Origin of the sequence: Gordonia paraffinivorans (assembly GCF_900683595.1) — a bacterium.
Classification (GTDB): Bacteria; Actinomycetota; Actinomycetes; order Mycobacteriales; family Mycobacteriaceae; genus Gordonia; species Gordonia paraffinivorans.
The window spans coordinates 439,299-461,154 of record NZ_CAACYD010000006.1; the positions used below are offsets into that span (position 1 = coordinate 439,299).

At 68.9% G+C, this 21,856-nt stretch carries 19 protein-coding genes; 7 read left to right on the plus strand and 12 right to left on the minus strand.

The window, feature by feature from the left end:
* Positions 1-28 precede the first annotated feature (28 nt).
* Positions 29-817: an SDR family oxidoreductase gene (locus E1P53_RS08880; RefSeq protein ID WP_131734067.1), complete on the minus strand. Its 789-nt coding sequence runs from the start codon at positions 815-817 to the stop codon at positions 29-31.
* Positions 818-908: 91 nt separating this feature from the next.
* Here E1P53_RS08880 and echA20 point away from each other — a divergent pair, with 91 nt between their 5' ends.
* The 5 genes from echA20 to E1P53_RS08905 all read left to right on the plus strand — a co-directional run bounded on the left by echA20 (position 909) and on the right by E1P53_RS08905 (position 5,431).
* Entirely contained in the window at positions 909-1,709 is an 801-nt protein-coding gene (gene echA20, locus E1P53_RS08885) for a (7aS)-7a-methyl-1,5-dioxo-2,3,5,6,7,7a-hexahydro-1H-indene-carboxyl-CoA hydrolase (protein WP_006901673.1), read from the plus strand.
* 1 nt (position 1,710) lies between these two features.
* The gene (locus tag E1P53_RS08890; RefSeq protein ID WP_006901672.1) at positions 1,711-2,604 is read left to right on the plus strand and encodes a CoA transferase subunit A; all 894 of its coding nucleotides are present in this window, start codon (positions 1,711-1,713) and stop codon (positions 2,602-2,604) included.
* Positions 2,601-3,380 (plus strand): CoA-transferase subunit beta, encoded by a 780-nt coding sequence (locus tag E1P53_RS08895; protein WP_006901671.1) that lies wholly within the window; start codon positions 2,601-2,603, stop codon positions 3,378-3,380. Before E1P53_RS08890 ends, E1P53_RS08895 begins: the two co-directional genes overlap by 4 nt.
* Positions 3,377-4,477 (plus strand): NAD(P)H-dependent flavin oxidoreductase, encoded by a 1,101-nt coding sequence (locus E1P53_RS08900; RefSeq protein WP_131734068.1) that lies wholly within the window; start codon positions 3,377-3,379, stop codon positions 4,475-4,477. Before E1P53_RS08895 ends, E1P53_RS08900 begins: the two co-directional genes overlap by 4 nt.
* Before the next feature lie 165 nt (positions 4,478-4,642).
* Positions 4,643-5,431, plus strand: a complete 789-nt coding sequence (locus E1P53_RS08905) for an ABC transporter ATP-binding protein (protein ID WP_131734069.1) — start codon at positions 4,643-4,645, stop codon at positions 5,429-5,431.
* Positions 5,432-5,538: 107 nt separating this feature from the next.
* Here the strand turns inward: E1P53_RS08905 and E1P53_RS08910 are convergent, their stop codons facing one another.
* The 7 genes from E1P53_RS08910 to E1P53_RS08940 form a co-directional block, all read right to left on the minus strand.
* The gene (locus E1P53_RS08910) at positions 5,539-7,275 is read right to left on the minus strand and encodes an ABC transporter ATP-binding protein (RefSeq protein ID WP_131734070.1); all 1,737 of its coding nucleotides are present in this window, start codon (positions 7,273-7,275) and stop codon (positions 5,539-5,541) included.
* The gene (locus E1P53_RS08915; RefSeq protein WP_006901667.1) at positions 7,272-9,194 is read right to left on the minus strand and encodes an ABC transporter ATP-binding protein; all 1,923 of its coding nucleotides are present in this window, start codon (positions 9,192-9,194) and stop codon (positions 7,272-7,274) included. The genes E1P53_RS08910 and E1P53_RS08915 overlap by 4 nt, the downstream gene beginning before the upstream one ends.
* 53 nt (positions 9,195-9,247) lie before the next feature.
* The gene (locus E1P53_RS08920) at positions 9,248-9,871 is read right to left on the minus strand and encodes a TetR/AcrR family transcriptional regulator (RefSeq protein ID WP_131734071.1); all 624 of its coding nucleotides are present in this window, start codon (positions 9,869-9,871) and stop codon (positions 9,248-9,250) included.
* A gap of 125 nt (positions 9,872-9,996) precedes the next feature.
* On the minus strand, positions 9,997-11,526 hold the full coding sequence (locus tag E1P53_RS08925) for an aldehyde dehydrogenase family protein (RefSeq protein WP_131734072.1): 1,530 nt from the start codon (positions 11,524-11,526) through the stop codon (positions 9,997-9,999).
* A 371-nt stretch (positions 11,527-11,897) separates the two neighbouring features.
* A complete protein-coding gene (locus tag E1P53_RS08930; protein ID WP_131734073.1) occupies positions 11,898-13,055 on the minus strand; it encodes an acetyl-CoA C-acetyltransferase in 1,158 nt (385 codons plus the stop codon).
* A gap of 49 nt (positions 13,056-13,104) precedes the next feature.
* Positions 13,105-13,929: an SDR family oxidoreductase gene (locus E1P53_RS08935; protein WP_109238635.1), complete on the minus strand. Its 825-nt coding sequence runs from the start codon at positions 13,927-13,929 to the stop codon at positions 13,105-13,107.
* Positions 13,930-15,189 (minus strand): acyl-CoA dehydrogenase family protein, encoded by a 1,260-nt coding sequence (locus E1P53_RS08940; protein WP_131734074.1) that lies wholly within the window; start codon positions 15,187-15,189, stop codon positions 13,930-13,932. It abuts the gene before it with no gap.
* A gap of 41 nt (positions 15,190-15,230) precedes the next feature.
* Here E1P53_RS08940 and E1P53_RS08945 point away from each other — a divergent pair, with 41 nt between their 5' ends.
* Positions 15,231-16,814, plus strand: a complete 1,584-nt coding sequence (locus tag E1P53_RS08945; RefSeq protein WP_131734075.1) for a FadD3 family acyl-CoA ligase — start codon at positions 15,231-15,233, stop codon at positions 16,812-16,814.
* A 26-nt stretch (positions 16,815-16,840) separates the two neighbouring features.
* Here E1P53_RS08945 and E1P53_RS08950 read toward each other — a convergent pair whose 3' ends face one another.
* The 4 genes from E1P53_RS08950 to E1P53_RS08965 all read right to left on the minus strand — a co-directional run bounded on the left by E1P53_RS08950 (position 16,841) and on the right by E1P53_RS08965 (position 21,274).
* Positions 16,841-17,728, minus strand: coding sequence for a type IV toxin-antitoxin system AbiEi family antitoxin domain-containing protein (locus tag E1P53_RS08950; RefSeq protein WP_230825079.1), 888 nt, complete (start codon positions 17,726-17,728; stop codon positions 16,841-16,843).
* 100 nt (positions 17,729-17,828) lie between these two features.
* The gene (lysS, locus tag E1P53_RS08955) at positions 17,829-19,409 is read right to left on the minus strand and encodes a lysine--tRNA ligase (RefSeq protein WP_131734076.1); all 1,581 of its coding nucleotides are present in this window, start codon (positions 19,407-19,409) and stop codon (positions 17,829-17,831) included.
* A 126-nt stretch (positions 19,410-19,535) separates the two neighbouring features.
* Positions 19,536-19,994 (minus strand): rhodanese-like domain-containing protein, encoded by a 459-nt coding sequence (locus E1P53_RS08960; RefSeq protein ID WP_131734077.1) that lies wholly within the window; start codon positions 19,992-19,994, stop codon positions 19,536-19,538.
* 155 nt (positions 19,995-20,149) lie between these two features.
* Positions 20,150-21,274, minus strand: coding sequence for an FAD-dependent monooxygenase (locus tag E1P53_RS08965; RefSeq protein ID WP_131734078.1), 1,125 nt, complete (start codon positions 21,272-21,274; stop codon positions 20,150-20,152).
* Between the two features lie 62 nt (positions 21,275-21,336).
* Here E1P53_RS08965 and E1P53_RS08970 point away from each other — a divergent pair, with 62 nt between their 5' ends.
* Positions 21,337-21,849 carry a TetR/AcrR family transcriptional regulator gene (locus E1P53_RS08970; RefSeq protein ID WP_131734079.1) on the plus strand — a complete coding sequence of 171 codons (513 nt, stop codon included), beginning with the start codon at positions 21,337-21,339 and terminating at the stop codon, positions 21,847-21,849.
* The last annotated feature ends 7 nt before the right edge of the window (positions 21,850-21,856 follow it).

Below are 21,856 nucleotides of genomic sequence, written 5' to 3' on the forward strand. Positions count from 1 at the left end.
TGCGAAGAATCGGTGGCTCGCCGGACGTCTAGACGGAGTTGCCCGCCGTCGCGGCGTCGAGAAATGCGGGCTTCTCCCCGCCCCCGTGGACGGTCAGCGTCGACCCGCTTATGTATCCGGCCAGCGGCGACAACAGAAAGGCGACGGCGTTGCCGACGTCGGCAGGCGTGGCGAGCCGGCCCATCGGGATGGTGGCGCCGACCGCCGCCACCCCCTCGTCGTCGCCGTAGTGCAGGTGCGACTGTTCGGTGAGGACCGGACCGGCGACCACCGAGTTGACCCGCACCTTGGGCGCCCACTCGACGGCCAGCGAGGTCATCAGGTTGTCCAGGCCCGCCTTCGCCGCGCCGTAGGCCGACGTCCCGGGCGAGGGCCGGTGGCCGCTGACGCTCGAGACGTTGACGATTGCCCCGCCGTCGGCCTGCTCCTGCATGACCGCGTTGGCCGCCTTGGCCACGGCCAGCGGCGCCAGCAGGTTGAGGTCGACGATCTTGCTCGCGAACCGCACCGAGGCGTCGGCCGCCAGCGCGAACGGCGAACCGCCGGCGTTGTTCACCACGCCGTCGATCCTCCCGTTGCGGTCGACGATCTCGTCGATCATCGCCTCGACGGCGCCGGCGTCGCGCACGTCGCACGAGACGAATGCGACGTCGCGGAGGTCCTCGGCGAGGCTGTCGGGATTGCGGCCGCAGATGACCGGCACGGCACCCGCCGACGCCAGCACCCGGGTGATCCCGGCGCCGACACCGCGCGCACCCCCGGTGACCAGCACGACCTTCCCGGCCAGGCCCAACTCGACCTGTGACTGCGTCTGCATGGGTGCTACCCTACCAAACAACCAAGCACTTGCTTGGTCCGTGCTTGTGCAGCCGCCGTGGCTGCCCCAAGCAGCGACGAGAGGAGCACGCGTGCCGATCACCACGACACGTACCGAAACCGGCATCGTCACCGTCACGGTCGACTATCCGCCGGTCAACGCCCTGCCGTCGGCCGCATGGTTCGAACTCGCCGACGCGATCACCGACGCCGGCAACGACCCGGCGACCCACGTCGTCGTCCTGCGCGCCGAGGGCCGCGGCTTCAACGCCGGGGTCGACATCAAGGAGATGCAGGCCACCGAGGGATACGACGCCCTCATCGGCGCCAACCGCGGGTGCGCCGCGGCGTTCGCCGCCGTCTACGACTGCGCGGTCCCGGTGGTCGTCGCGGTCAACGGGTTCTGCGTCGGCGGCGGCGTCGGCCTGGTCGGCAACGCCGACGTCATCGTCGCCTCCGACGACGCGGTGTTCGGCCTGCCCGAGGTCGATCGCGGAGCCCTCGGCGCCGCAACGCATCTCGCGCGCCTGGTCCCGCAGCACCTGATGCGGACCCTGTACTTCACCGCGAAGAACGTCACCGCCCAGCAGCTCGAGCATTTCGGCTCCGTCTACCGCGTCGTCCCGCGCGAGCAGTTGCTCGACGCCGCGATGGAGGTCGCCGGCGAGATCGCCGCCAAGGACACCCGCGTCATCCGCGCGGCCAAGGAGGCCATCAACAACATCGACCCGGTCGACGTGAAGGCCAGCTACCGCCTCGAGCAGGGCTACACCTTCGAGCTCAACCTCGCCGGCGTCGCCGACGAGCACCGCGACGCCTTCGTCGCCACCGGGAAGCCGCTGGCCGAAGCCAAGTCCGGATCGACAGCCTCGACCAACGGAGGACACGCCTGACATGCCGACCGACAAGACCAGCACCCTCGACGACGTCATCGGTGAACTCCGCGACGGGATGACGATCGGCATCGGCGGCTGGGGTTCCCGCCGCAAGCCGATGGCGCTCGTGCGCGCTCTCGCCCGATCCGACGTCAAGGATCTGACCGTGGTGACCTACGGCGGACCCGATCTCGGATTGCTCTGTGCCGCAGGCAAGGTCCGCCGCGCCTACTACGGCTTCGTGTCGTTGGACTCGGCGCCGTTCTACGACCCGTGGTTCTCCAAGGCTCGCACCAACGGCGAGATCGAGGTGCGCGAGATGGACGAGGGCATGGTCAAGTGCGGCCTGGAGGCCGCCGCCGCCCGGCTCCCCTTCCTGCCCATCCGCGCCGGACTCGGCTCCGACGTCCTGAAGTTCTGGGAGGGCGAACTCAAGACCGTCGAGTCCCCCTACCCCGACCCCGACGGCCGGACCCAGACACTCATCGCCATGCCGGCGCTCAAGCTCGATGCCGCATTCGTGCACCTGGATCTGGCCGATGCCCACGGCAACGCCGCCTACACCGGGGTCGACCCGTACTTCGACGATCTATACTGCGCGGCCGCGGAGCGTCGTTACCTCGAGACCGATCAGCTCGTATCGACCGAGGTCCTGGTGAAATCCGTTCCGCATCAAAGGCTCCTGCTCAACCGCATGAACGTCGACCGGGTCGTGCACACCCCGAACGGGGCGCACTTCACCTTCGCCGGGGACTACGGGCGCGACGAGAGGTTCCAGCAGTTCTACGTGGCGTCGGCCAAGGACCCCGAGGCCTGGAAGGCGTTCTCGCGCAGGTTCCTCGAGGTCGACGAGCAGACCTATCAGCGCGAGGTCGCCGCATGGCAGGACGACCAGAAGGAGGACGGACAGTGAGCACCGCAGAAACCCAGGCGCCCGAGTCCACCGAGGCCGCCACCCGCGCCGAGTACTGCGTGGTCTCCTGCGCCGAGATCTTCCGCGGCGCAGGGGAGATCATGGCGTCGCCGATGTCGCCGGTCGCACTGCTAGGCGCACGACTGGCTCGCCTGACCTTCGAGCCCGATCTGCTGATCACCGACGGCGAGGCGCTGATCCTCGCCGACACCCCGCCGATCGGCAAGACCGGCGCCATCGAGGGGTGGATGCCGTTCCGCAAGGTGTTCGACGTCGTGGCGTCGGGCCGTCGCCATGTGGTCATGGGCGCCAATCAGATCGACCGGCACGGCAACCAGAACCTCTCGGCGTTCGGGCCGCTGCAGCATCCGACGCGTCAGATGTTCGGCGTGCGCGGCGCTCCCGGGAACACCATCAACCACGCCACCAGTTACTGGGTCGGCCGCCACTCCTCCCGAGTCTTCGGGGAGTCGGTCGACATCGTGTCGGGTGTCGGGTACGACAAGGTCGACCCGGACAACCCGGCCTTCGACGACCTGAACATCCACCGCGTCGTCACCAACCTCGGCGTCTTCGACTTCGGTGGCCCCGACCACACCATGCGGGCGCTGTCGCTGCATCCGGGGGTCACCGCCGAGGAGGTGGCCGAGAACACCGGGTTCGAGGTCGCCGGCCTGGCCGACGCGCCGGAGACCCGTCAGCCGACGGCCGAGGAACTCTCGCTGATCCGGGACGTGCTCGACCCCAAGGGAATCCGCAACAGGGAAGTGAAATGAGCGCTCAACCGACACCGGCGCGCGCGGCGTCGCTGCGCACCCCGTTCACCGAGCTCGTCGGCATCGAGTACCCGATCGTCCAGACCGGGATGGGCTGGGTGTCGGGCCCGTCGCTGACCTCGGCCACGTCGAACGCCGGCGGCCTCGGCATCCTGGCCTCGGCGACGATGACCTACGAGGAGCTCGAGGCGGCGATCGCCAAGACGAAGTCGCTGACCGACAAGCCCTTCGGCGTCAACATCCGCGCCGATGCGACCGACGCGCCGCAGCGGATCGACCTGCTCATCCGCGAGGGCGTCAAGGTGGCGTCGTTCGCCCTGGCCCCCAAACAGGAGCTGATCGCCAAGCTCAAGGACCACGGCGTGGTGGTCATCCCGTCGATCGGGGCGGCCAAGCACGCGGTGAAGGTCGCGTCGTGGGGCGCGGACGCGGTCATCGTGCAGGGCGGCGAGGGCGGCGGCCACACCGGCCCGGTCGCCACCACCCTGCTGCTGCCGTCGGTCCTCGATGCTCTGGCGGAGAAGGACATCGACATGCCGGTTGTCGCGGCCGGCGGCTTCTTCGACGGTCGCGGCCTCGCCGCGGCGCTCGCCTACGGCGCGCAGGGCGTCGCGATGGGAACCCGATTCCTGCTCACCTCCGATTCGGCGGTCCCCGACTCGGTGAAGCAGGAGTACCTCAAGCGCGGACTCAACGACACCGTGGTGTCGGTGAAGGTCGACGGTATGCCGCACCGGGTGCTGCGGACACCGCTCGTCGAGGCCCTGGAGAGCGGCAACTCGGTCAAGGCACTGTTCGCAGCTGCCCGTAACGCCAACGAGTTCAAGCAGATGACCGGGATGCGCTGGACCAGCATGCTCAAGGACGGCCTCTCGATGAAGAAGTCGGGCGAGCGCACCTGGCAGCAGGTCATCATGGCCGGCAACACCCCGATGCTGTTGAAGGCCGGCCTCGTCGAGGGTGACACCCGCGCGGGTGTCCTCGCGTCGGGCCAGGTGGTCGGCATGATCGAGGACCTGCCGAGCTGTGACGAGCTGATCCAGTCGATCATGCACCAGGCCCACGAGCGCCTCAAGCTCCTCGCCTCCCTCGGCTGACCCGGGTATCGGGGTGAGCCGGGCCCCAGCAAAATCGCACCTTCGCTCCAGAATCGCGAGTTCCAGCTCGCGATTCTGGGGCTGAACCCGCGACTTCATCCCGGCTGCTGGAGAAGGCCCGGAGCGAGCGGAGGGCCCTCACGAGCCCTCCGGTAGGTTCGCCTCGTGACTACTCCCGATGTTCTGCGGCTCGAATCGGTCGACTTCGTCCGTCAGGGGCGCCCGATCCTGTCCGATGTCCACTGGACCGTCCGCGCCGGCGAGCGCTGGGCCCTCATCGGCCCGAACGGTGCGGGTAAGTCGACGATCCTGAGTCTCTGCGGCGCCCATCAGTTCCCGACGCACGGCAGCGTCGACGTGCTCGGCCACCGGCTCGGCCACGTCGAGATCCGCCGACTGCGTGAGTCGATCGGCCACGTCAACCCGCGCCACCCGCTGCGGTCGCCGCTGACGATCCGCGAGGTCGTGCTGACCGGCGCGACCGGTACCACCGAGCTGATGGACCGTCAGAAGCCCGACGCCGAGACGGTCGCCCGGGCGGACGAGCTGATCGAGATGCTCGGGCTGGGTGCGCTCGCAGGGGCGCCGTGGACCCATCTGTCCCAGGGCGAGCGTGGACGGACGCTCATCGCCCGCGCGTTGCTGCCGAACCCGCGGCTCCTGCTGCTCGACGAGCCGTCGACCGGCTTGGACGTCGCTGCGCGCGAACGACTCCTGCACACCGTCGACCGGCTGCACCGGTCCCACCCCGAGCTGGCGACGGTACTGGTCACGCATCACCTCGAGGAGTTGCCCGAGACCACGACGCACGCCTTGCTGGTGTCCGGCGGGCGGGTGCTCGCCGCGGGACCTGCCCACGACGTGCTGACCACCGAGCTCGTCACCCGCTGCTTCGACTACCCGATCGAGATCGAGCATCGGGACGGGCGGTGGTCGGCGCGAGGAGCGTCCTGAAGAACGTTCCCGAACTCAGGATCGCGACTACTCGGGTCACGGCGACTCGGGTTGCGCCGGTCCGGGTGGGGCGGCGCGGGGTACGACACCGGTTCCGACCGCGCCGGTTACGACGACGCGGCGAGCGTCCAACCCGCGGCGGCCGCGCGCTGGTTCCAGAACTCGCGGTAGCGGCCACCCCGGGCCAGCAGCTCGCCGTGGGTGCCGATGTCGTCGACGCCACCCCGGTCGTCGAGCACGACGATCTGGTCGGCCGCCACCACCGTCGACAGCTTGTGCGCGATCACGAGCACGGTGCTGCGGTCGGCGAGCCGGCGGATCGACTCGGCGACGTGGGCCTCGTTCTCCGGGTCGAGCGCGCTGGTGGCCTCGTCGAAGAGGACGATCGGCGCGTTCTTCAGCAACGCCCGCGCGATCGAGACACGTTGACGCTCACCGCCGGACAGTGCCGATCCGCCTTCGCCGACGACGGTGTCCCAGCCGTCGGGCAGTCGTTCGACGATGGAGGTGACTCCGGCGGTCTCGGCGGCCGCGCGGATCTCGGCGTCGGAGGCGTCGGGCCGGCCGAGTCTGATGTTCTCCCACAGGGTGTCGTCGAACAGGTAAACGTCCTGGAACACCTGCGACAGCTGACCCATGAGCCGGCCGGTCTCCTGGTCGCGGACGTCGACGCCGCCGACCTTCACCGAGCCGCCGTCGACGTCGTAGAAGCGGGCGATGAGGCGGAAGATCGTGGACTTGCCCGAACCCGACGGGCCGACGAGTGCGGTCATCGTGCCGGGGGCGGCACGAAGTGTCACGTCGCGCAGCACCGGCTTGTCCTTCTCATATCCGAAGGTGACATGCGACAACTCGACGGCGCCGGGCTCGACGATGGGCTTGGGCACGTCCGGCGCAGGCATCCGGTCGGTGTCGAGAACGCCGGTGATGCGGTTGATCTCATCGGTCGACATGCGCAGCGTCGATCCGAGTTCGGCGAGTTCGCCGATCGGACCGAAGAACCGCGCCGCCAGACCGAAGACCGCGATGAGCAGGGCGGGTTCGACGTTGCCGGACACCGCGAGCCACGCGCCGTACGCGAGCACCGCGCTGAACACGACCTGCACCATCAGACCGTTGAGCAGGATGCCGAGGATCGACCGCCACAACATCGACCGGCCCACGCGGGCCTGACGACCCAGCGCCTCGGCAAGCGGGGCGTGCGCGGAGTCGGCGTCGCCGAAGGCACGCAGCACGGCCTGGCAGCGGGCGTACTCGATGACGCGGTTGTTGACCGTCACGGCCTCGGCGCGCTTGCGCCGCTCGGCCTTCGAGAGGAACTTGCTCGAGAGCTTGCCGACGTACATCAGCACGAGGCTGCCGGCCACCATGAGCAGTCCGATCCGCCAGTCGAAGACGCAGATGCCGATGACCACCACGATCGAGCTGACCGTGTTCACCACGACCGGCGTGATGTAGTGCGCGCCGGTGCTTCCCACGAACATGGTGCCCTTGACCGCGATCTGCGAGACCTCGCCGATGCGCTCGCGGGTGAACCAACCGAGCGGCAGCGTGACCATGTGGTCGCCGAGTCGGTGGTGCAGCATGCGCATCGCGTAGAGCGCCATGGTCATGCCCTTGATGGACTGGACGTAGGCACTGACCGCACAGATCGCGACCAGGATTCCCAACGGCCACAACCAGGCCGCGGCACCAGAGCGGTCACCGGTGAGCAGGTTCTCGGCGATCGGGACGAGCGTCAGCATCGCGAGGCCCTGGGCGATGCCGTAGACGAGGACCCAGCCGAGGAAGACGACCATCCGGGCGCGCTCGGAGCCCAGAATCGTGTAGAAACCGCGGATCATCGTGCCACCCCGTTGCTTTCGATCATGCTGTCGTCGCCGCTCGCGCCGCGGGCGATCTTCTCGTCCTGCCGGGTGGTGCCGGCCTCGTAACCGGCCCACATCATCGAGTACAGACCGCCCTTCGCGAGCAGTTCCTCGTGCCGTCCCTGTTCCACGACGCGTCCGCGGTCGAGCACGACGATGTTGTCGGCGTGCGTGATCGAGCCGAGCCGGTGTGCGATGACCAGGACGGTGCGCCCGACCATGAGGGCGCCGATGGCCTTCTGGATCTCGGCCTCCGACTCGGGGTCGGCGAACGCGGTCGCCTCGTCGAGCACCAGGATCGGGGTGTCGGCGAGAAGTGCCCGCGCGATCGAGACCCGTTGCGCCTCACCGCCGGAGAAGTGGGCGGCGTCACCGACGATCGTGTCGTAGCCGTCGGGCAGGTCCAAGATGCGGTCGTGGATCTGAGCGGCGAGTGCGGCGTGGTAGACCTCCTCGTCGGAGGCCTCCGGGCGTCCGAGCCGGATGTTGTCGCGAACCGACATGGTCAGCAGCTGCACGTCCTGCAGCACGAAGCCGACGTGGCGGTACAACTCCGACGTCGCGATCTCGCGGACGTCGACGCCGCCGATGCGCACCGAACCGGAATCCGGGTCGCCGAAGCGCGGCAGCAGCGTCGCCAGCGTGGACTTGCCGCTGCCCGACGGGCCGACGAGCGCGGTCACGGTGCCCTCGCGCAGGGTCACGCTCACCCCGTCGAGCGCCTTCACACCGGAGGGCACACCGAGGCGCGGCGGGTAGGTGAAGTGGACGTCCTCGATGACCACGTCGTGGCCGTTGGGGACCTTGGGGTTCTCGGGGATCGTCAGTTCGGGTTCGGCGAGCAGGTCGGCGATGCGCAGCGCCGCGGCCGACGCCTGCTGGCGGGTGTGCACCGCGGTCGACACGGTCAGCAGCGCGGACGGCAGGACCATCGCGATCAGCGTCGAACCGACCAATTCGATCGGGCTGACCCAGCCGTTGTCGACGAGCCAGTACCCGACACCCAGGTTGACCAGCAGGATGAGCGGCGCGGAGATGAGCACCGTGGTGATGGCCTGGACCCGCAGCATCGGGCCCATGTAGCCGGCGAAGTCGTCGTTGAACTCGTCGGCGGCCTCGATGAACCGCCGGTGCGCCTTACCGGTCTGGCCGAAGGTCTTGACCACTGCCACGCCGTTGATGAACTCGACGATGGTGGCGCTGATGCGCGCGACGCCGCGGTCCATCTTCTCCATCTCCGCGGTGAGGTCGCGGGCCATCCACGAGTACGTCAGCGCGTACAGCGGGACGGTCGCGATGGCGAGCAGACCGAGGCGCCAGTCCAGCACGAAGCAGTAGACCAGGGCGAAGATCGGCGAGAGCACGGCCGCGGCCGCCTCGACCTGGGCGTGTGCGACGAGGTAGTGCAGGTCGGCGACGTCGTTCTGCACGGACTTGCGGACCGCGCCGGAGCTGGTCCGGCTGAACCAGCCGAGCGGAAGCCGTCCGAGCTTGTCGGTGATCCGGATGCGCAGCCGCGCCTGGAGATCGAGGTCGGCGAAGTGGGTGATCGCCAGCGCCAGGAAGCTGAACAGGGCACGCGCCGCGAGTCCGCCGACGACCAGCCACACCACCAGCCAGACACGGCCGGTGTCGAGCGTGCCGGGCGCCAGCAGCGTGCGGCCGAGTTCGACGATGCCGATGTACGGGACGATCGTCGCGGCCGAGGCGAGGATCTGGACGAGCTGGGCGAGGATGATCCGTCCACGCACCGGGGCGAGGATGTCCGCGAGCGCCGCGGCCTTCGCCTTGGCCTCCGCACGGGCGTTCTCCCGGACGGTCTTCGGATCCTCCGGGGTGCTTGCGGACTCCTGTGTGGGGGTCGGTGTGGCGACGTCTGTTCCGCCGATAGTCATAGGCGAACCTTAGCCGCCCTCACCTGCCGCGAGAAAGGGAACCCTAACCTCGCTCAGCGCGGCAGGATGCCGTCGAGCACGATCGAGAGGTACTGATCGGCGATCTTCTCCACCGACAGCGCGCCGCCCGGGCGGTACCACCGGACCGCCACCCACACGGTGTCCCGCATGAACCGGTACACCAGTTCGACGTCGAGGTCTGGACGGAACTCCCCCTCGTCGACGCCGCGCTGCAGCACCGCGTGCCACAGCTGCCGGAATTCGACGTTCAGCTCGGAGATGTAGGAGAAGCGTTCCTGGCTCGACAGCCGCTTGGCCTCGTCCTGGTAGATCGCGACGGCGTTGCGCTCGGCGTCGATCGATTCGAAGGACGCGATGACGAGGCGACGCAGTGTTTCGGTGGCCGAGAGTCCCGAGGCGGCGATGGCGCGGTATTTCTCGAAGAGGTCGTCGAGGAATCGGCGCAGGATCTCGTCGACCATCGACTCCTTGGAGTCGAAGTGGTGATAGAGACTGCCCGACAGGATGCCGGCGGCGTCGGCGATGTCGCGGACCGTCGTCGAACGCAGGCCGTTCTCGGCGAACATCCGGCCCGCGGTGGCGAGCAGCTCGTCACGCCGTGACGAGTTCTTGGTCGTCTCGGCACCCGAAGCGGTTTTCTGACCACGTGGTGACACGCATCCTCCTGGAGAGTCTGCCCATCACCCTAGCAAGCGCTTGGCCGGGAACATCGTGAGATGAACCCGGCCAAGCGATCATGCCAGTCGTATTTCAGGGTCGGCGCACCGGGCGCCCGACCGGATCAGGCGCCGAGGCGCTTGCGCACCTTCTTGATCGCGCGGTTGTTGAAGAACTTCCACAGCTTGAGCTGGTTGTCGGTGAGCTTGGAGTCCTTGGGCAGGAACGGCGGCGACATGAGGTCGGCGACCGTCATCGGCAGCGTCGAGAACGCGACCGCGCGAGCGTGACTGAAGGTCTCGAAGCCGGTCTTACCGTGGTAGCCGCCCATGCCGGAGCGGCCGACGCCGCCGAACGGCAGGTCGCCGCTGAACAGATGGATGGCGAAGTCGTTGCCGTTGATCGAGCCGCTGCGGGTGTTGTCGGCGAGCTTCTCGAAGCGGTCGTTGCGGTCGCCGCACCAGTACATGGTCAGCGGGTGCGGGTGCGAGGTGATGTGGCTGATCACCTCGGTGATCTCGCGGTACGGGTACACCGTGAGGACCGGACCGAAGACCTCGTCCTCCTCGATCTTCATGCCGGCCTTGACGCCGGTGAGCAGCGTCGGCGGGATCTTGCGCCGCTCGGCGTTCGGCAGGGGCTCGCCGCCGGGGATCACCTGACGCTTGGTGGCGCCGAGCTGCTCGGCGTCCTCGATCAGGCCGACGATGCGCTCGTAGTTCTTCTGGTTGATCGTCGACGTGTACTGATCGTTGTCGAGGATCGTCGGGAACATCTCGGTCCAGCGGGCGATCACCTTGTCGGTGAACTGACCCAGCTTGCTCTCCGGGACGAAGACGTAGTCGGGGCACAGGCAGACCTGGCCGCCGTTGACCATGCGGGCGTCGGCGAGCATCGTCGCCGCCTTGTCGATGTCGGCGTCGATGTCGACGACGGCCGGGTTCTTGCCGCCGAGCTCGAGGGTGACCGGGATCAGGTTCTTCGCGGCCTCCTGCGCGACCGACGCGCCGACGTCGGGCGAGCCGGTGAAGAACATGTGGTCGACCTTGAGCTTGGCGAAGTCCGAGCCGGAGCCGTGCTTGGAGGTGACGACCGCCAGCTCCCCGATGGAGAAGTAGTCGGGCGCGTGCTTGGCGATGACGTCGGTGGTGCGCGCGGTGATCGACGACGGACGCATCAGGACGCGGTTACCCGCGGCGAAGGCCGAACCCGCCGGCACGAAGGTCAGCTGCAGCGGGAAGTTCCATGGACCCATGATGCCGACGACGCCGAGCGGGTCGTGGCGGACGCTCTGCTTGTAGCCGAGCAGACCCTGGATCTTGGCGTACTTGGTCTCCTGCATCCACTCCTTGACGCCGCGGCGCTGGTGGGTGAGGTCGATCATGCAGCCCGCGACGTCGGCGGCCAGCGACAGCTCACGCGGACGCGTGCCGAAGTCGGCGGCGAGCGCCTCGGCGATCTCGTCGGCGTGGTCGAGGAGGAGTGCCGAGAGCCGGGTGATGCGGTCGATGCGGGTGTCCGCGTCCGGGATGCCGTCGCGCAGGAACGCGGCCCGCTGGATCTCGACCAGTTCGGTCAGTGTGTATTCCTCCGACGACACGCCACGCTTGGCGGTCGCCGCTGCAGTGCTGGTGTGCTCAGCAGGCTTGGTCATCGAGATCCCCTCAGGTTCTTCGTGCTGGATCTGGGTCCTTGGCATTCGGTTGGAACAAAATGCTCCACTTGTCCCACACAATAGTATGCGCCAGGTCACACCAGTATGCGCCACGTCACAAGACACATGTGGGAACATCCGTTGTCAGAAGTGTACGGGGCGGAAAAGACAAGGTCGAGACCTTCCCGGATGTAGGGAAGGTCTCGACCCTGCCGTGTGGGTACTTGTCAGCTCAAGCGCTCGATGATGGTGACATTGGCGGTCCCGCCGCCTTCGCACCCGCGGCTGACCGCCGCACCTCAGCCCAAGCGCTCGATGATGGTGACGTTGGCGGTCCCGCCGCCTTCGCACCCGCGGCTGACCGCCGCACCTCAGCCCAAGCGCTCGATGATGGTGACATTGGCGGTCCCGCCGCCTTCGCACATCGTCTGCAGGCCGTAGCGGCCGCCGGTGCGCTCGAGTTCGTTGAGCATCGTCGCGAACAGCTTGGCGCCGGTCGCGCCGAGCGGGTGGCCGAGGGCGATGGCGCCGCCGTTGGGGTTGACCTTGGCGGGGTCGGCGCCGGTCTCCTTCAGCCAGGCGAGCACGACGGGCGCGAAGGCCTCGTTGATCTCGACGACGTCGATGTCGTCGATCGACAGGCCGGTCTTCTCGAGTGCGTACTTGGTGGCCGGGATGGGTGCGGACAGCATCATCACCGGGTCGTCGCCGCGGACCGACATGTGGTGGATACGGGCGCGGGGGGTGAGGTTGTGCTCCTTCAGCGCACGCTCGGAGACGACGAGGGTGGCCGACGATCCGTCGGCGATCTGCGACGCCACCGCGGCGGTCAGGCGCGACCCCTCAGCGAGCACCTGCAGGCCGGCCATCTTCTCCAGCGAGGTCTCGCGCGGGCACTCGTCGACGACGCAGTCGCCGAGCGGGACGTTCTCGTTGTCGAACCTGCCCTCGGCGATGGCGGCACGGGCGCGCTCATGCGACTGCAGCGCCCAGCGCTCCATGTCCTCGCGGCTGATGTCCCACTTCTGGGCCATCATGTCGGCACCGATGAACTGCGAGATCTGCGCGTCGCCGAAGCGTTCCTGCCAGCCCTTGGATTCCGCGGTGGGCGTGGTGAACCCGAACTCCTTGCCGGAGATCATCGCCTGGGAGATCGGGATGGCGCTCATGTTCTGCAGGCCGCCGGCGACGACGATGTCCTGGGTGCCGCTCATGACGCCCTGCGCGGCGAAATGGATTGCCTGCTGGCTGGACCCGCACTGACGGTCGACGGTCGTGCCGGGCACCTCGAGCGGCAGTCCGGCGGCGAGCCATGCGGTGCGCGCGACGTTGCCGGCCTGGCCGCCGATGGTGTCGAGGCAGCCGAACACGACGTCGTCGACGGCGGCCGGATCGATGCCGGTGCGCTCGACGAGCGCGGAGATGATGTGGGCGCCGAGATCAGCCGGGTGCACCTTGGCGAGCGAGCCGTTGCGCTTGCCGACCGGCGTGCGGATGGCGTCGACGATGTAGGCCTGGGGTGTGGACATGGGCGGGACTCCTTGCTTCTCTACGGAAAGGTTCGTGCGGGGCCGGTGATCAGGCCCGCTGGCTGGAGATCGAGACGACCTCGCCGGTGAGGTAGGTGGTGTAGTCGCTGGCGAGCATGGCGACCGTCGCCGCGACCTCCCACACCTCGGCGGCACGGCCGTAGGCCTCCTTGGACGCCAGCTCGTCGAGCAGTTCGTCGCTGGTGACCTTGGCGAGGAACGGGTGCTTGGCGATCGACGGGGCGATCGCGTTGATCCGGACGCCGACGTCGGCCGCCTCGAGCGCGGAGCAGCGGGTCAGCGCCATCACACCGGCCTTCGCCGCGGCGTAGTGCGCCTGTCCGCGCTGGGCGCGCCAGCCGAGGACCGAGGCGTTGTTGACGATCACGCCGCCGTGCTCGACAGAGCCGAAGTAGCGCAGGGCGGCCCGCGTCGCGCGGAAGGTGCCGGTGAGGGTGATGTCGAGGACGCGGTCCCACTCCTCGTCCGTCATCTCCGCGACCGGGGTCTCGCCGCCGAGGCCGGCATTGTTGACCAGCACGTCGATGCGGCCGAGTTGGGTTGCGGCGTCGGCGATCAGGGCGTCGACCTCGGCGGTCACCTGGACGTTGCAGGTGCGCTGGGCGACGGTGCGCTCGGGGAACTCGGCACTGAGTCGCTCCGCGGCCTCACCGAGGCGGCGCTCGTGCCAGTCGCTGATGAGGACGTCGGCGCCCTCGAGGAGCGCGCGGCGCGCCGAGGCGAAACCGATGCCGGTGCCGGCGGCCGCGGTGACGACGACCTTCTTGCCCAGCAACAGGTTGTGGCCGGGGGTCTCGGCCGGCGGGGTGGCCAGCGGTGAGATCACGTGGGTACCTGCGTCCGTTGCGGTCATTCAGCGAGCCTCTCGGGGAAGGCCGAGCACACGCTCGGCGATGATGTTGCGCTGCACCTCGTTCGACCCGCCGTAGATGGTGTCGGCGCGGGTGAACAGGTAGAGCCGTTGCCATTCGTCGAGTTCGACGTGTTCGGGGTCAGCGATGTCGTTGGGCTCGCCCTCGACGGTCGTCGGCGGACCGATGAGCGCCGGAGCCCCGACGACGTCCATGGCGAGTTCGCCGAGGTCGCGATGCCAGTTGGCCCACAACAACTTCGAGACCGACGCCGCGCCCGCCTGGCTGGTGACGTCGCCGTCGAGCGTCCGCTGCGCGTGGGCTCGCATGACCTTGAGCCCGATGTCGGCGCGGACGAGGCGCGAGGCGATCTCCGGGTCGTCGACGGCGCCGTTGGAGCGGGCGAGGTCGGTGAGGTTCTCGAGTTCGCGCGCGAACCCGACCTGCTGGCCGAGGGTGGAGACGCCGCGTTCGAACTGCAGCAGACCCATCGCGACCTTCCAGCCGTCGCCGGGTTCGCCGACGATCAGGTCGGCGTCGGTCTCCGCGTCGTCGAAGAAGACCTCGTTGAATTCCGATGTGCCGGTGAGCTGTTGGATCGGCCGCACGGTGATGCCGGGCTGGTCGAGCGGCACCAGCAGGAAGCTGAGGCCTGCGTGACGCGACGACCCCTTCTCCGTGCGCGCGAGCACGAACACCCACTGCGCGACGTGGGCCAGCGAGGTCCAGATCTTCTGGCCGTTGATGATCCACTTGCCGTTCTCGAGCCGCGCCGAGGTCGAGACACCCGCGAGATCGGAGCCGGCGCCGGGTTCGGAGTAGCCCTGCGACCACAGTTCGGAGACGTCGACGATGCCCGGCAGGAACCGCTTCTTCTGCTCCTCGGTGCCGTAGGCGATCAGCGTCGGGCCGAGGAGCTCCTCGCCCAGGTGGTTCACCCGCGCGGGCGCGTTGGCGCGCGCGTACTCACGATGGAAGATGATCCGCTGTTCCAGGGTGGCGCCGCGGCCGCCGTATTCGGTCGGCCAGCCGATGCAGGTCCAGCCGGCGCGAGCCAGGTGACGGTCCCATTCGAGCCGCTCGGCGAAGAACTCGTGCTCGCTGCCCGGGCCGCCGCGACCCTTGAGGCCCGCGAACTCACCCGTCAGGTTCTCCTCCAGCCACGAGCGAACCGCGGCGGCGAACTCGTCGGCGGCATTCGGCGTCGACTTGGCCCATTCGCCCAGGTCGACGCCACGATCCGCGAGATTGATCGAGGTCATTTCGCTAGCATAACCCACCAAGCAAGTGCTAGGTTGGGCGCATGGCGCAGACCTCCGTACTCGCGAGTCTCCCCACGATCACGACGCCGGCCGCGTTGCACCACGCCGCCGAGAGCTGGCCCGACGGTATCGCCATCGTCGACCGCCAGTGGCACGATTCGTCTCAACCGAACGTGGAACTGACGTGGGAACAGTTCCGCGACGCGGTGCGCGCGTTCGCCGCCGCACTCGTGGCCTCCGGCATCGAGGCCGGCGACCGGGTCGCCATCTGGTCGCCCAACAGCTTCCACTGGCCGATCGCCGCCCTGGGCGTCCACCACGCCGGCGCGACGCTGGTCCCGCTCAACACCCGCTACACGACGGGTGAGGCGATCGAGATCATCGAGCGGTCCGGCGCACGCGGGCTCGTGGTGTCGGGAGAGTTCCTCGGCACCGACCACACGGCACAGCTCCTCGACGAGCACCGCGACCGACTGCCCGGCCTCGTCGTCCGCGTCCCGCTGACGAGCGACGCCCCGGCCCCCGACGGCGCGGTCGACTGGCACGACTTCCTCGACCGGGCCACCGACGACGCGCTCGCCGAGGCGGATCGTCGTGCCCACGCGGTCTCCCCCGACGACCTCTCCGACATCCTCTTCACCTCGGGGACCACCGGAAAGTCCAAGGGCGTCATGGCCACTCATCGGCAGACGCTGTCCGGTTCGCACGCGTGGGGAGCCAACGGCGGCCTGAATCCCAGCGACCGCTACCTGATGGTGAACCCGTACTTCCACACCTTCGGGTACAAAGCCGGGATCCTGCCGTCGGTGTTGTTCGGGGTGACGATGCTTCCGCTGGCGGTCTACTCCCCGTCGGATGCGATGAAGCTCGTCTCCGACGAACGCGCCACGGTCTTCCCCGGCGCGCCGACGATCTTCCAGACCATCCTCGACGACCCGAAACGCGCCGAATTCGACCTGTCGAGCCTGCGACTCGTGGTCACCGGCGCGTCGATCGTTCCGGTCGTGCTCGTCGAACGGCTCCAGTCCGAGCTCGGCATCGAGACCGTCATCACCGCCTACGGGCTGACCGAAGCCAGCGGTTTCGTCTCGACGTGCACACCCGACGACGATGACGAGACCGTCGCCAACACATGCGGGCGGGCGTTCGAGGGCATGGAGATCAAGCTCGGCGAGAACGGCGAGGTCCTCGCCCGCGGCGACATGGTGATGGTCGGCTACCTCGACGACCCGGAGGCCACCGCCGCCACCATCGACGCCGACGGCTGGCTGCACACCGGCGACATCGGGACCATCGACGAGAACGGCAATCTCAAGATCACCGACCGGCTGAAGGACATGTACATCTGCGGCGGGTTCAACGTCTACCCCGCCGAGGTCGAGCAAACGCTCGCGCGGCTCGACGGCGTCACCGAGTCCGCGGTCGTCGGCGTTCCCGACGACCGGCTCGGCGAGGTCGGGCGCGCCTACATCACCGTCCGCGACGGCGCCGACCTCACCGAGGAGAAGGTCATCGCCTTCGCCAAAGAGCACCTCGCGAACTTCAAGGTCCCGCGGTCGGTGGTGTTCGTGGATGCGTTCCCGCGCAACGCCTCCGGCAAGATCCTCAAGCGCGAACTCGCCTGACCCGCGTTTCGTAGAAACGGTGGGCGCTATGCGCCCTTCTTTTCTACCGATCGCAGGCGGAGGGCGTTGCGGATCTGGGCGAGCACCCACTGGGGACGAGCCGTGAGGTCGCGCCAGGTGAAGCGGAGGACGATCCACCCGTTGGCGACGAGCACGTTCTGCCGGGTGCGATCGTTCTGAAACGCCTTGGCGTCACTGTGGAACGCCATGCCGTCGATCTCGACGGCGACCTTCTGATCGGCGAACGCGATGTCGAGCAGGTAGCCGCATGCCGGCACGTTGGTCCCCCACCCGACCAGGTCCGACGTCCGCAGGAGTCGCACGGTCATGCGCTCGGCCTCCGAGCGGGCGCCCGACGACATCACCTCCAGCATTGCTCGCGCACGTGGCGACCCGCGGCGGCCCGCGTTGCGACGCTGCACGGCGTCGAGATCAGCGATCGTCACACGCTTGTTCAGCAGAGCCGAGTCCATCACCTTCACCCCGATGTCGACCGACGCATCGAGGACGGTGAGTTCGCAAGTGGTGACGGCCAATCCGTCGACCTCGGTGAGATCTCGAGAATCCACGGACCGGTGCCACACCGTGGCGCCGTCGAGAGGATCGCCGTGCCGGCCCCGTGGTGCGACGACGCTGACGACCTTCGGAGCCTCTCCGACGAGACCGTGCCACCAGGCGGCAGAGCCGCTGACCAACGCGGCGCCGGGGCCGGCCCGCAGAACCGCGAGTCGCGCGGTCATGCGATCGTCGATCTTCCGGTCGGCGACGCGGAACACTCCGCGCGACACACGTACCCACTCGCCCCTGCCGACCCGGTGGCGGACGGCATCGTTGGTGACGCCGCAGCCGCGAAGTTGGGCGGTGGTGAACACTCCGTCGTGGTCGGCGATCATCGCCCACAGGTCCTCAGGCACGACCTTCAGACGCGCGCCACCACCCGGCCGGTTCCCGCACCCGGCGATCGGTAGAAATCAGCGGGGAATGACGTCCACTATTTCTACGAAATCCCGGGCGTCAGGAGCGCGGCTTCACCAGCGGGAACAGGATGGTCTCGCGGATGCCGAGACCGGTGAGCGCCATCAGCAGGCGGTCGATCCCCATGCCGGTGCCGGTGGTCGGGGGCATGCCGTACTCCATGGCGGTGAGGAACTCCTCGTCGAGGACCATCGCCTCGTCGTCGCCGGCGGCGGCGAGACGGGCCTGGTCGACGAAGCGCTCGCGCTGGATGACCGGGTCGACGAGCTCGGAGTAGCCGGTGGCCAGCTCGAAGCCGCGGACGTAGAGGTCCCACTTCTCGACGACGCCCGTGACCGAGCGGTGCGAGCGGACCAGCGGCGAGGTCTCGACCGGGAAGTCGCGCACGAACACCGGTGCCGACAGCTTCTCGCCGACCATGTGCTCCCACAGCTCCTCGACGAGCTTGCCGTGGCCGTAGCCCTTGTCCTTGGGGACCTCGAGGCCGACGCGCTCGGCGATCGCCAGCAGCTGTTCGACGGTGGTCTCGTTCGGGTTGCCGGCGGGCACGATCTCCTCGCCGAGAGCCTCCGACAGCGACGGGTACATCTCCAGCGAGGTCCACTCGCCGGACAGGTCGTAGGTCGAGCCGTCGGGCATGGTCGGCTCGAGCGTGCCGAGCGCGGCCTGCGAGACCTCCTGGACCAGCTCGCGGATCATGACCGCCGAGTCGTCGTAGGTGCCGTAGGCCTGGTAGGTCTCGAGCATCGCGAACTCGGGCGAGTGGGTGGAATCCGCGCCCTCGTTGCGGAAGTTTCGGTTGATCTCGAAGACGCGCTCGATGCCGCCGACGACGCAGCGCTTGAGGAACAACTCCGGCGCGATGCGCAGGTAGAGGTCCATGTCGAAGGCGTTGGAGTGCGTGACGAACGGGCGTGCCGCCGCACCGCCGTGGATCGTCTGCAGCATCGGGGTCTCGACCTCGAGGAAGCCGCGACGGGCGAGCGCCGCACGCAACTCGGCGATGACGGTGATGCGGGTGCGGGCGATCTTGCGGGCCTCGGGACGCATGATGAGGTCGACGTAGCGCTGGCGGACGCGCGTCTCCTCGTTCATCTCCTTGTGTGCGACGGGCAGCGGACGCAGGGCCTTCGACGCCATCTGCCAGTCGTCGGCCATCACCGACAGCTCACCGGTGCGGGAGCTGATGACCTCGCCGGCGACGTAGACGATGTCGCCGAGATCGACCTCGGACTTCCAGCGGCCGAGGGCCTCCTCGCCGACGCCGTTGAAGCTGACCATCGCCTGGAGCTGGGTGCCGTCGCCCTCCTGGAGCGTGGCGAAGCACAGCTTGCCCTTGTTGCGCAGGAAGATGACGCGACCGGCGACGCCGACGTGCTGACCGGTCTCGGTGCCGGCCTCGGGGTCGGGGTAGGCCTCGCGGATCTCGCGGAGGCTGTGGGTGCGCGGGATCGAGACCGGGTACGCCTCTCGACCCTCGGCCAGGATGCGCTCGCGCTTCTCGCGGCGGATGCGCATCTGCTCGGGGGTCTGATCGGCGTCCGCGTTCTTCTCGGCCGCGGTGGTGGCGGCGCTGGTCGGGCTCTCACTCACCCCACGAACACTATCGGGGCCGGTCACCGACCCCCAAACCGCAGGCCGGGGTGTGACAGCGGCGACAGCGTGGGCAGCGTCGACGAGCTCTGGCGCGCCACGGTCCCACGCCGGGACTCTGCGGCCCGCTCGATGTGCCGGCTCGGGCGTGGATCAGTTGTTCTCGTGGGCGGAGACCAGCGCGAGCTCGTCCGGGCGAATCCGGCCGTTGACGCCGGCCTGGCGCATCCGGTGATGGCCGCCGACGACGAACACCGCGTTCCGGATGCCGCGCGCCTGCAGATGCCAGGCGAGCCATTCGGCCTCATGGCCGTCCTCGCTGACGAGGATCCAGCGCGAGTCCTCGCGAGCGGTCCGGAGTGAATGGTCGGTGCCCGGGGTGAGGCGGTCGAGGACCTCGGCGGCGTCGATGGCGAGCGCCCCGAACAGAGCGCCGTCGATCTGGCGGCGGCGGTGCGAACGAACGTCGACCGGGATGGCACCGGCGGCGACGGCCTGCGCGTACTCGCTCACCTGAAGCGAGAGCGGGGCGGCCGGGGCGGGTGCGACGGTGGGCTCGGGGGCCGCGAAGACGGTGCCGGACAGGACGGGAGAGAGAACCGAAGCGGTCATGGTGAGGGATTCCTCGAATGATCGAAAACGAGCAGGGAGCGCGAAGGAGGGCTACCGCATAGTGCGGAACTAGCCCTGACAACACTCCTGACAGCTCTTGATCACGGCGACGAGTATGCCACAGGGCGCACCCCCTGACCAGACCGATGTGGGCGTCACCGCATCGGGGGTTGCCAATCCTGAACCCGACGCATCTGCGCGTCGGCCACGGCGTCGGGCACGACCTTCATGGCGGTGTCACGCAGCCACACCGCCGGCGCCGAGCGCCATTGCCCGACGCGCCCGATGGCCGCCGCCCGCCGGGCGATGCGCTGCGTGCGCGGCCGCCGCAACCGGTCGTACTCCCGCAAAGCCTCCTCCACACCGACCCCGGGACGTGCGAGCAGTGCGGTGAGGGTCGCGGCGTCCTCCATGGCCTGGTTCGCGCCCTGCCCCAGGTTCGGTGTCATCGCGTGCGCGGCGTCGCCGACGAGAACTCGGCGGCCGTCGGCGAAGGACCGCAGCGGGCGGGCGAGCTCCTCGATGGGCAGGACGCCGACGGCGACGGGGTCGGTGGCGTCGAGCACTTTCCCGACCGACCGATGCCATCCCGAAAACCGTTGCCGCACTTCGTCGATGCCGCCAGGAACCGCATCGCGCGGATAGTCGGCGGTAGCGAACCAATAGACGTGCCCGTCGGGTAGCGGCGCGATGCCGAAGCGCTGTCCACGACCCATGGACTCCCCCGCCCCGTCGAGCTCGACGGGGCGCGCGGTGATCGCCCGCCAGGCCACGTAGCCGCTGTAGGACGCCCCCGGGTCCTCGGTGACCGCCGGCCGCACCCGACTGCGCAGACCGTCCGCTCCGACGATCAGATCGCAGCCGTCGATCGACGTGCCGTCGTCGAGCACGACACCGCGGGCACCCACCTCGCGCACACCGGCTCCGGTGCGCACCTCGACACCCGATCCGAGCCCGTCCAGCAGCGCCTCGTGGAGGTCGCCACGACGCACCACTCGGAGGTCTGCGAGCGCCTCGGCGGAGAACCGGGAGAGCCAGGTTCCGTCGGCCCGACGGGTTCCACTCACCGTGGGCGAAACCCCGGGCGGGTCCGGCACGACACCACGCAGAAGCCCCAGCGATCCGAGGGCTCGCAACCCGTTGCCGAACAGGCTCAGACCCGAACCGCCGCCGCGGACCTCCGGCGCCCGCTCGAGGAGGATCACGTCCGCGCCGAGCGACTCGAGTCCGGCGGCCGTGCACAGGCCGGCGATACCCGCGCCCACGATGACCACTCTCATGCCCGACCTCCCGGCCTCGTCTTCTCCACTTGGAGAAGACGGTAGCAGATATACTTCTCCATGTGGAGAAATCGTCTACCGGACGTTCGACGCGCGAGGCACTCCTCGACGCCGGGGTCGAGCTGATCGGCGCGCGCGGGGCGCGACAGGCGTCGACGCGGGCCGTCGAGGACGCGGCCGGGGTTCCCCACGGCAGCATCCGCCACCACTTCGGCGGCCAGGCCGGGTTCCTCGCCGCCCTCGTCGAGCACGTCTTCGCCCTCGACGTCCCCGCGCCGGGCGAGTCTCCCCGCGAGGCGATCCGACGCTGGCTCGGCCCCGATCGGACGCGTACGCAGGCTCGTTACGAGCTGCTTTTGCTGGCCACGCGGGACCCCGAGCTGCGGGCGCGGATGGTCGCCGGGCGCGATCGCTTCGTCGCCCGGCTGGTCGACTCCGGGTTGCCGGAAACCGAGGCGCGGCAACTGGTTGCCGCGGTCGACGGTCTGGTCCTCGACGCACTGCTCCGCGACAAGGACGGGACCGGCGACGCATACGACCCCGCGCGGTTATTCGACGCGTTCCCCCGGGCCTGAGCGCCGA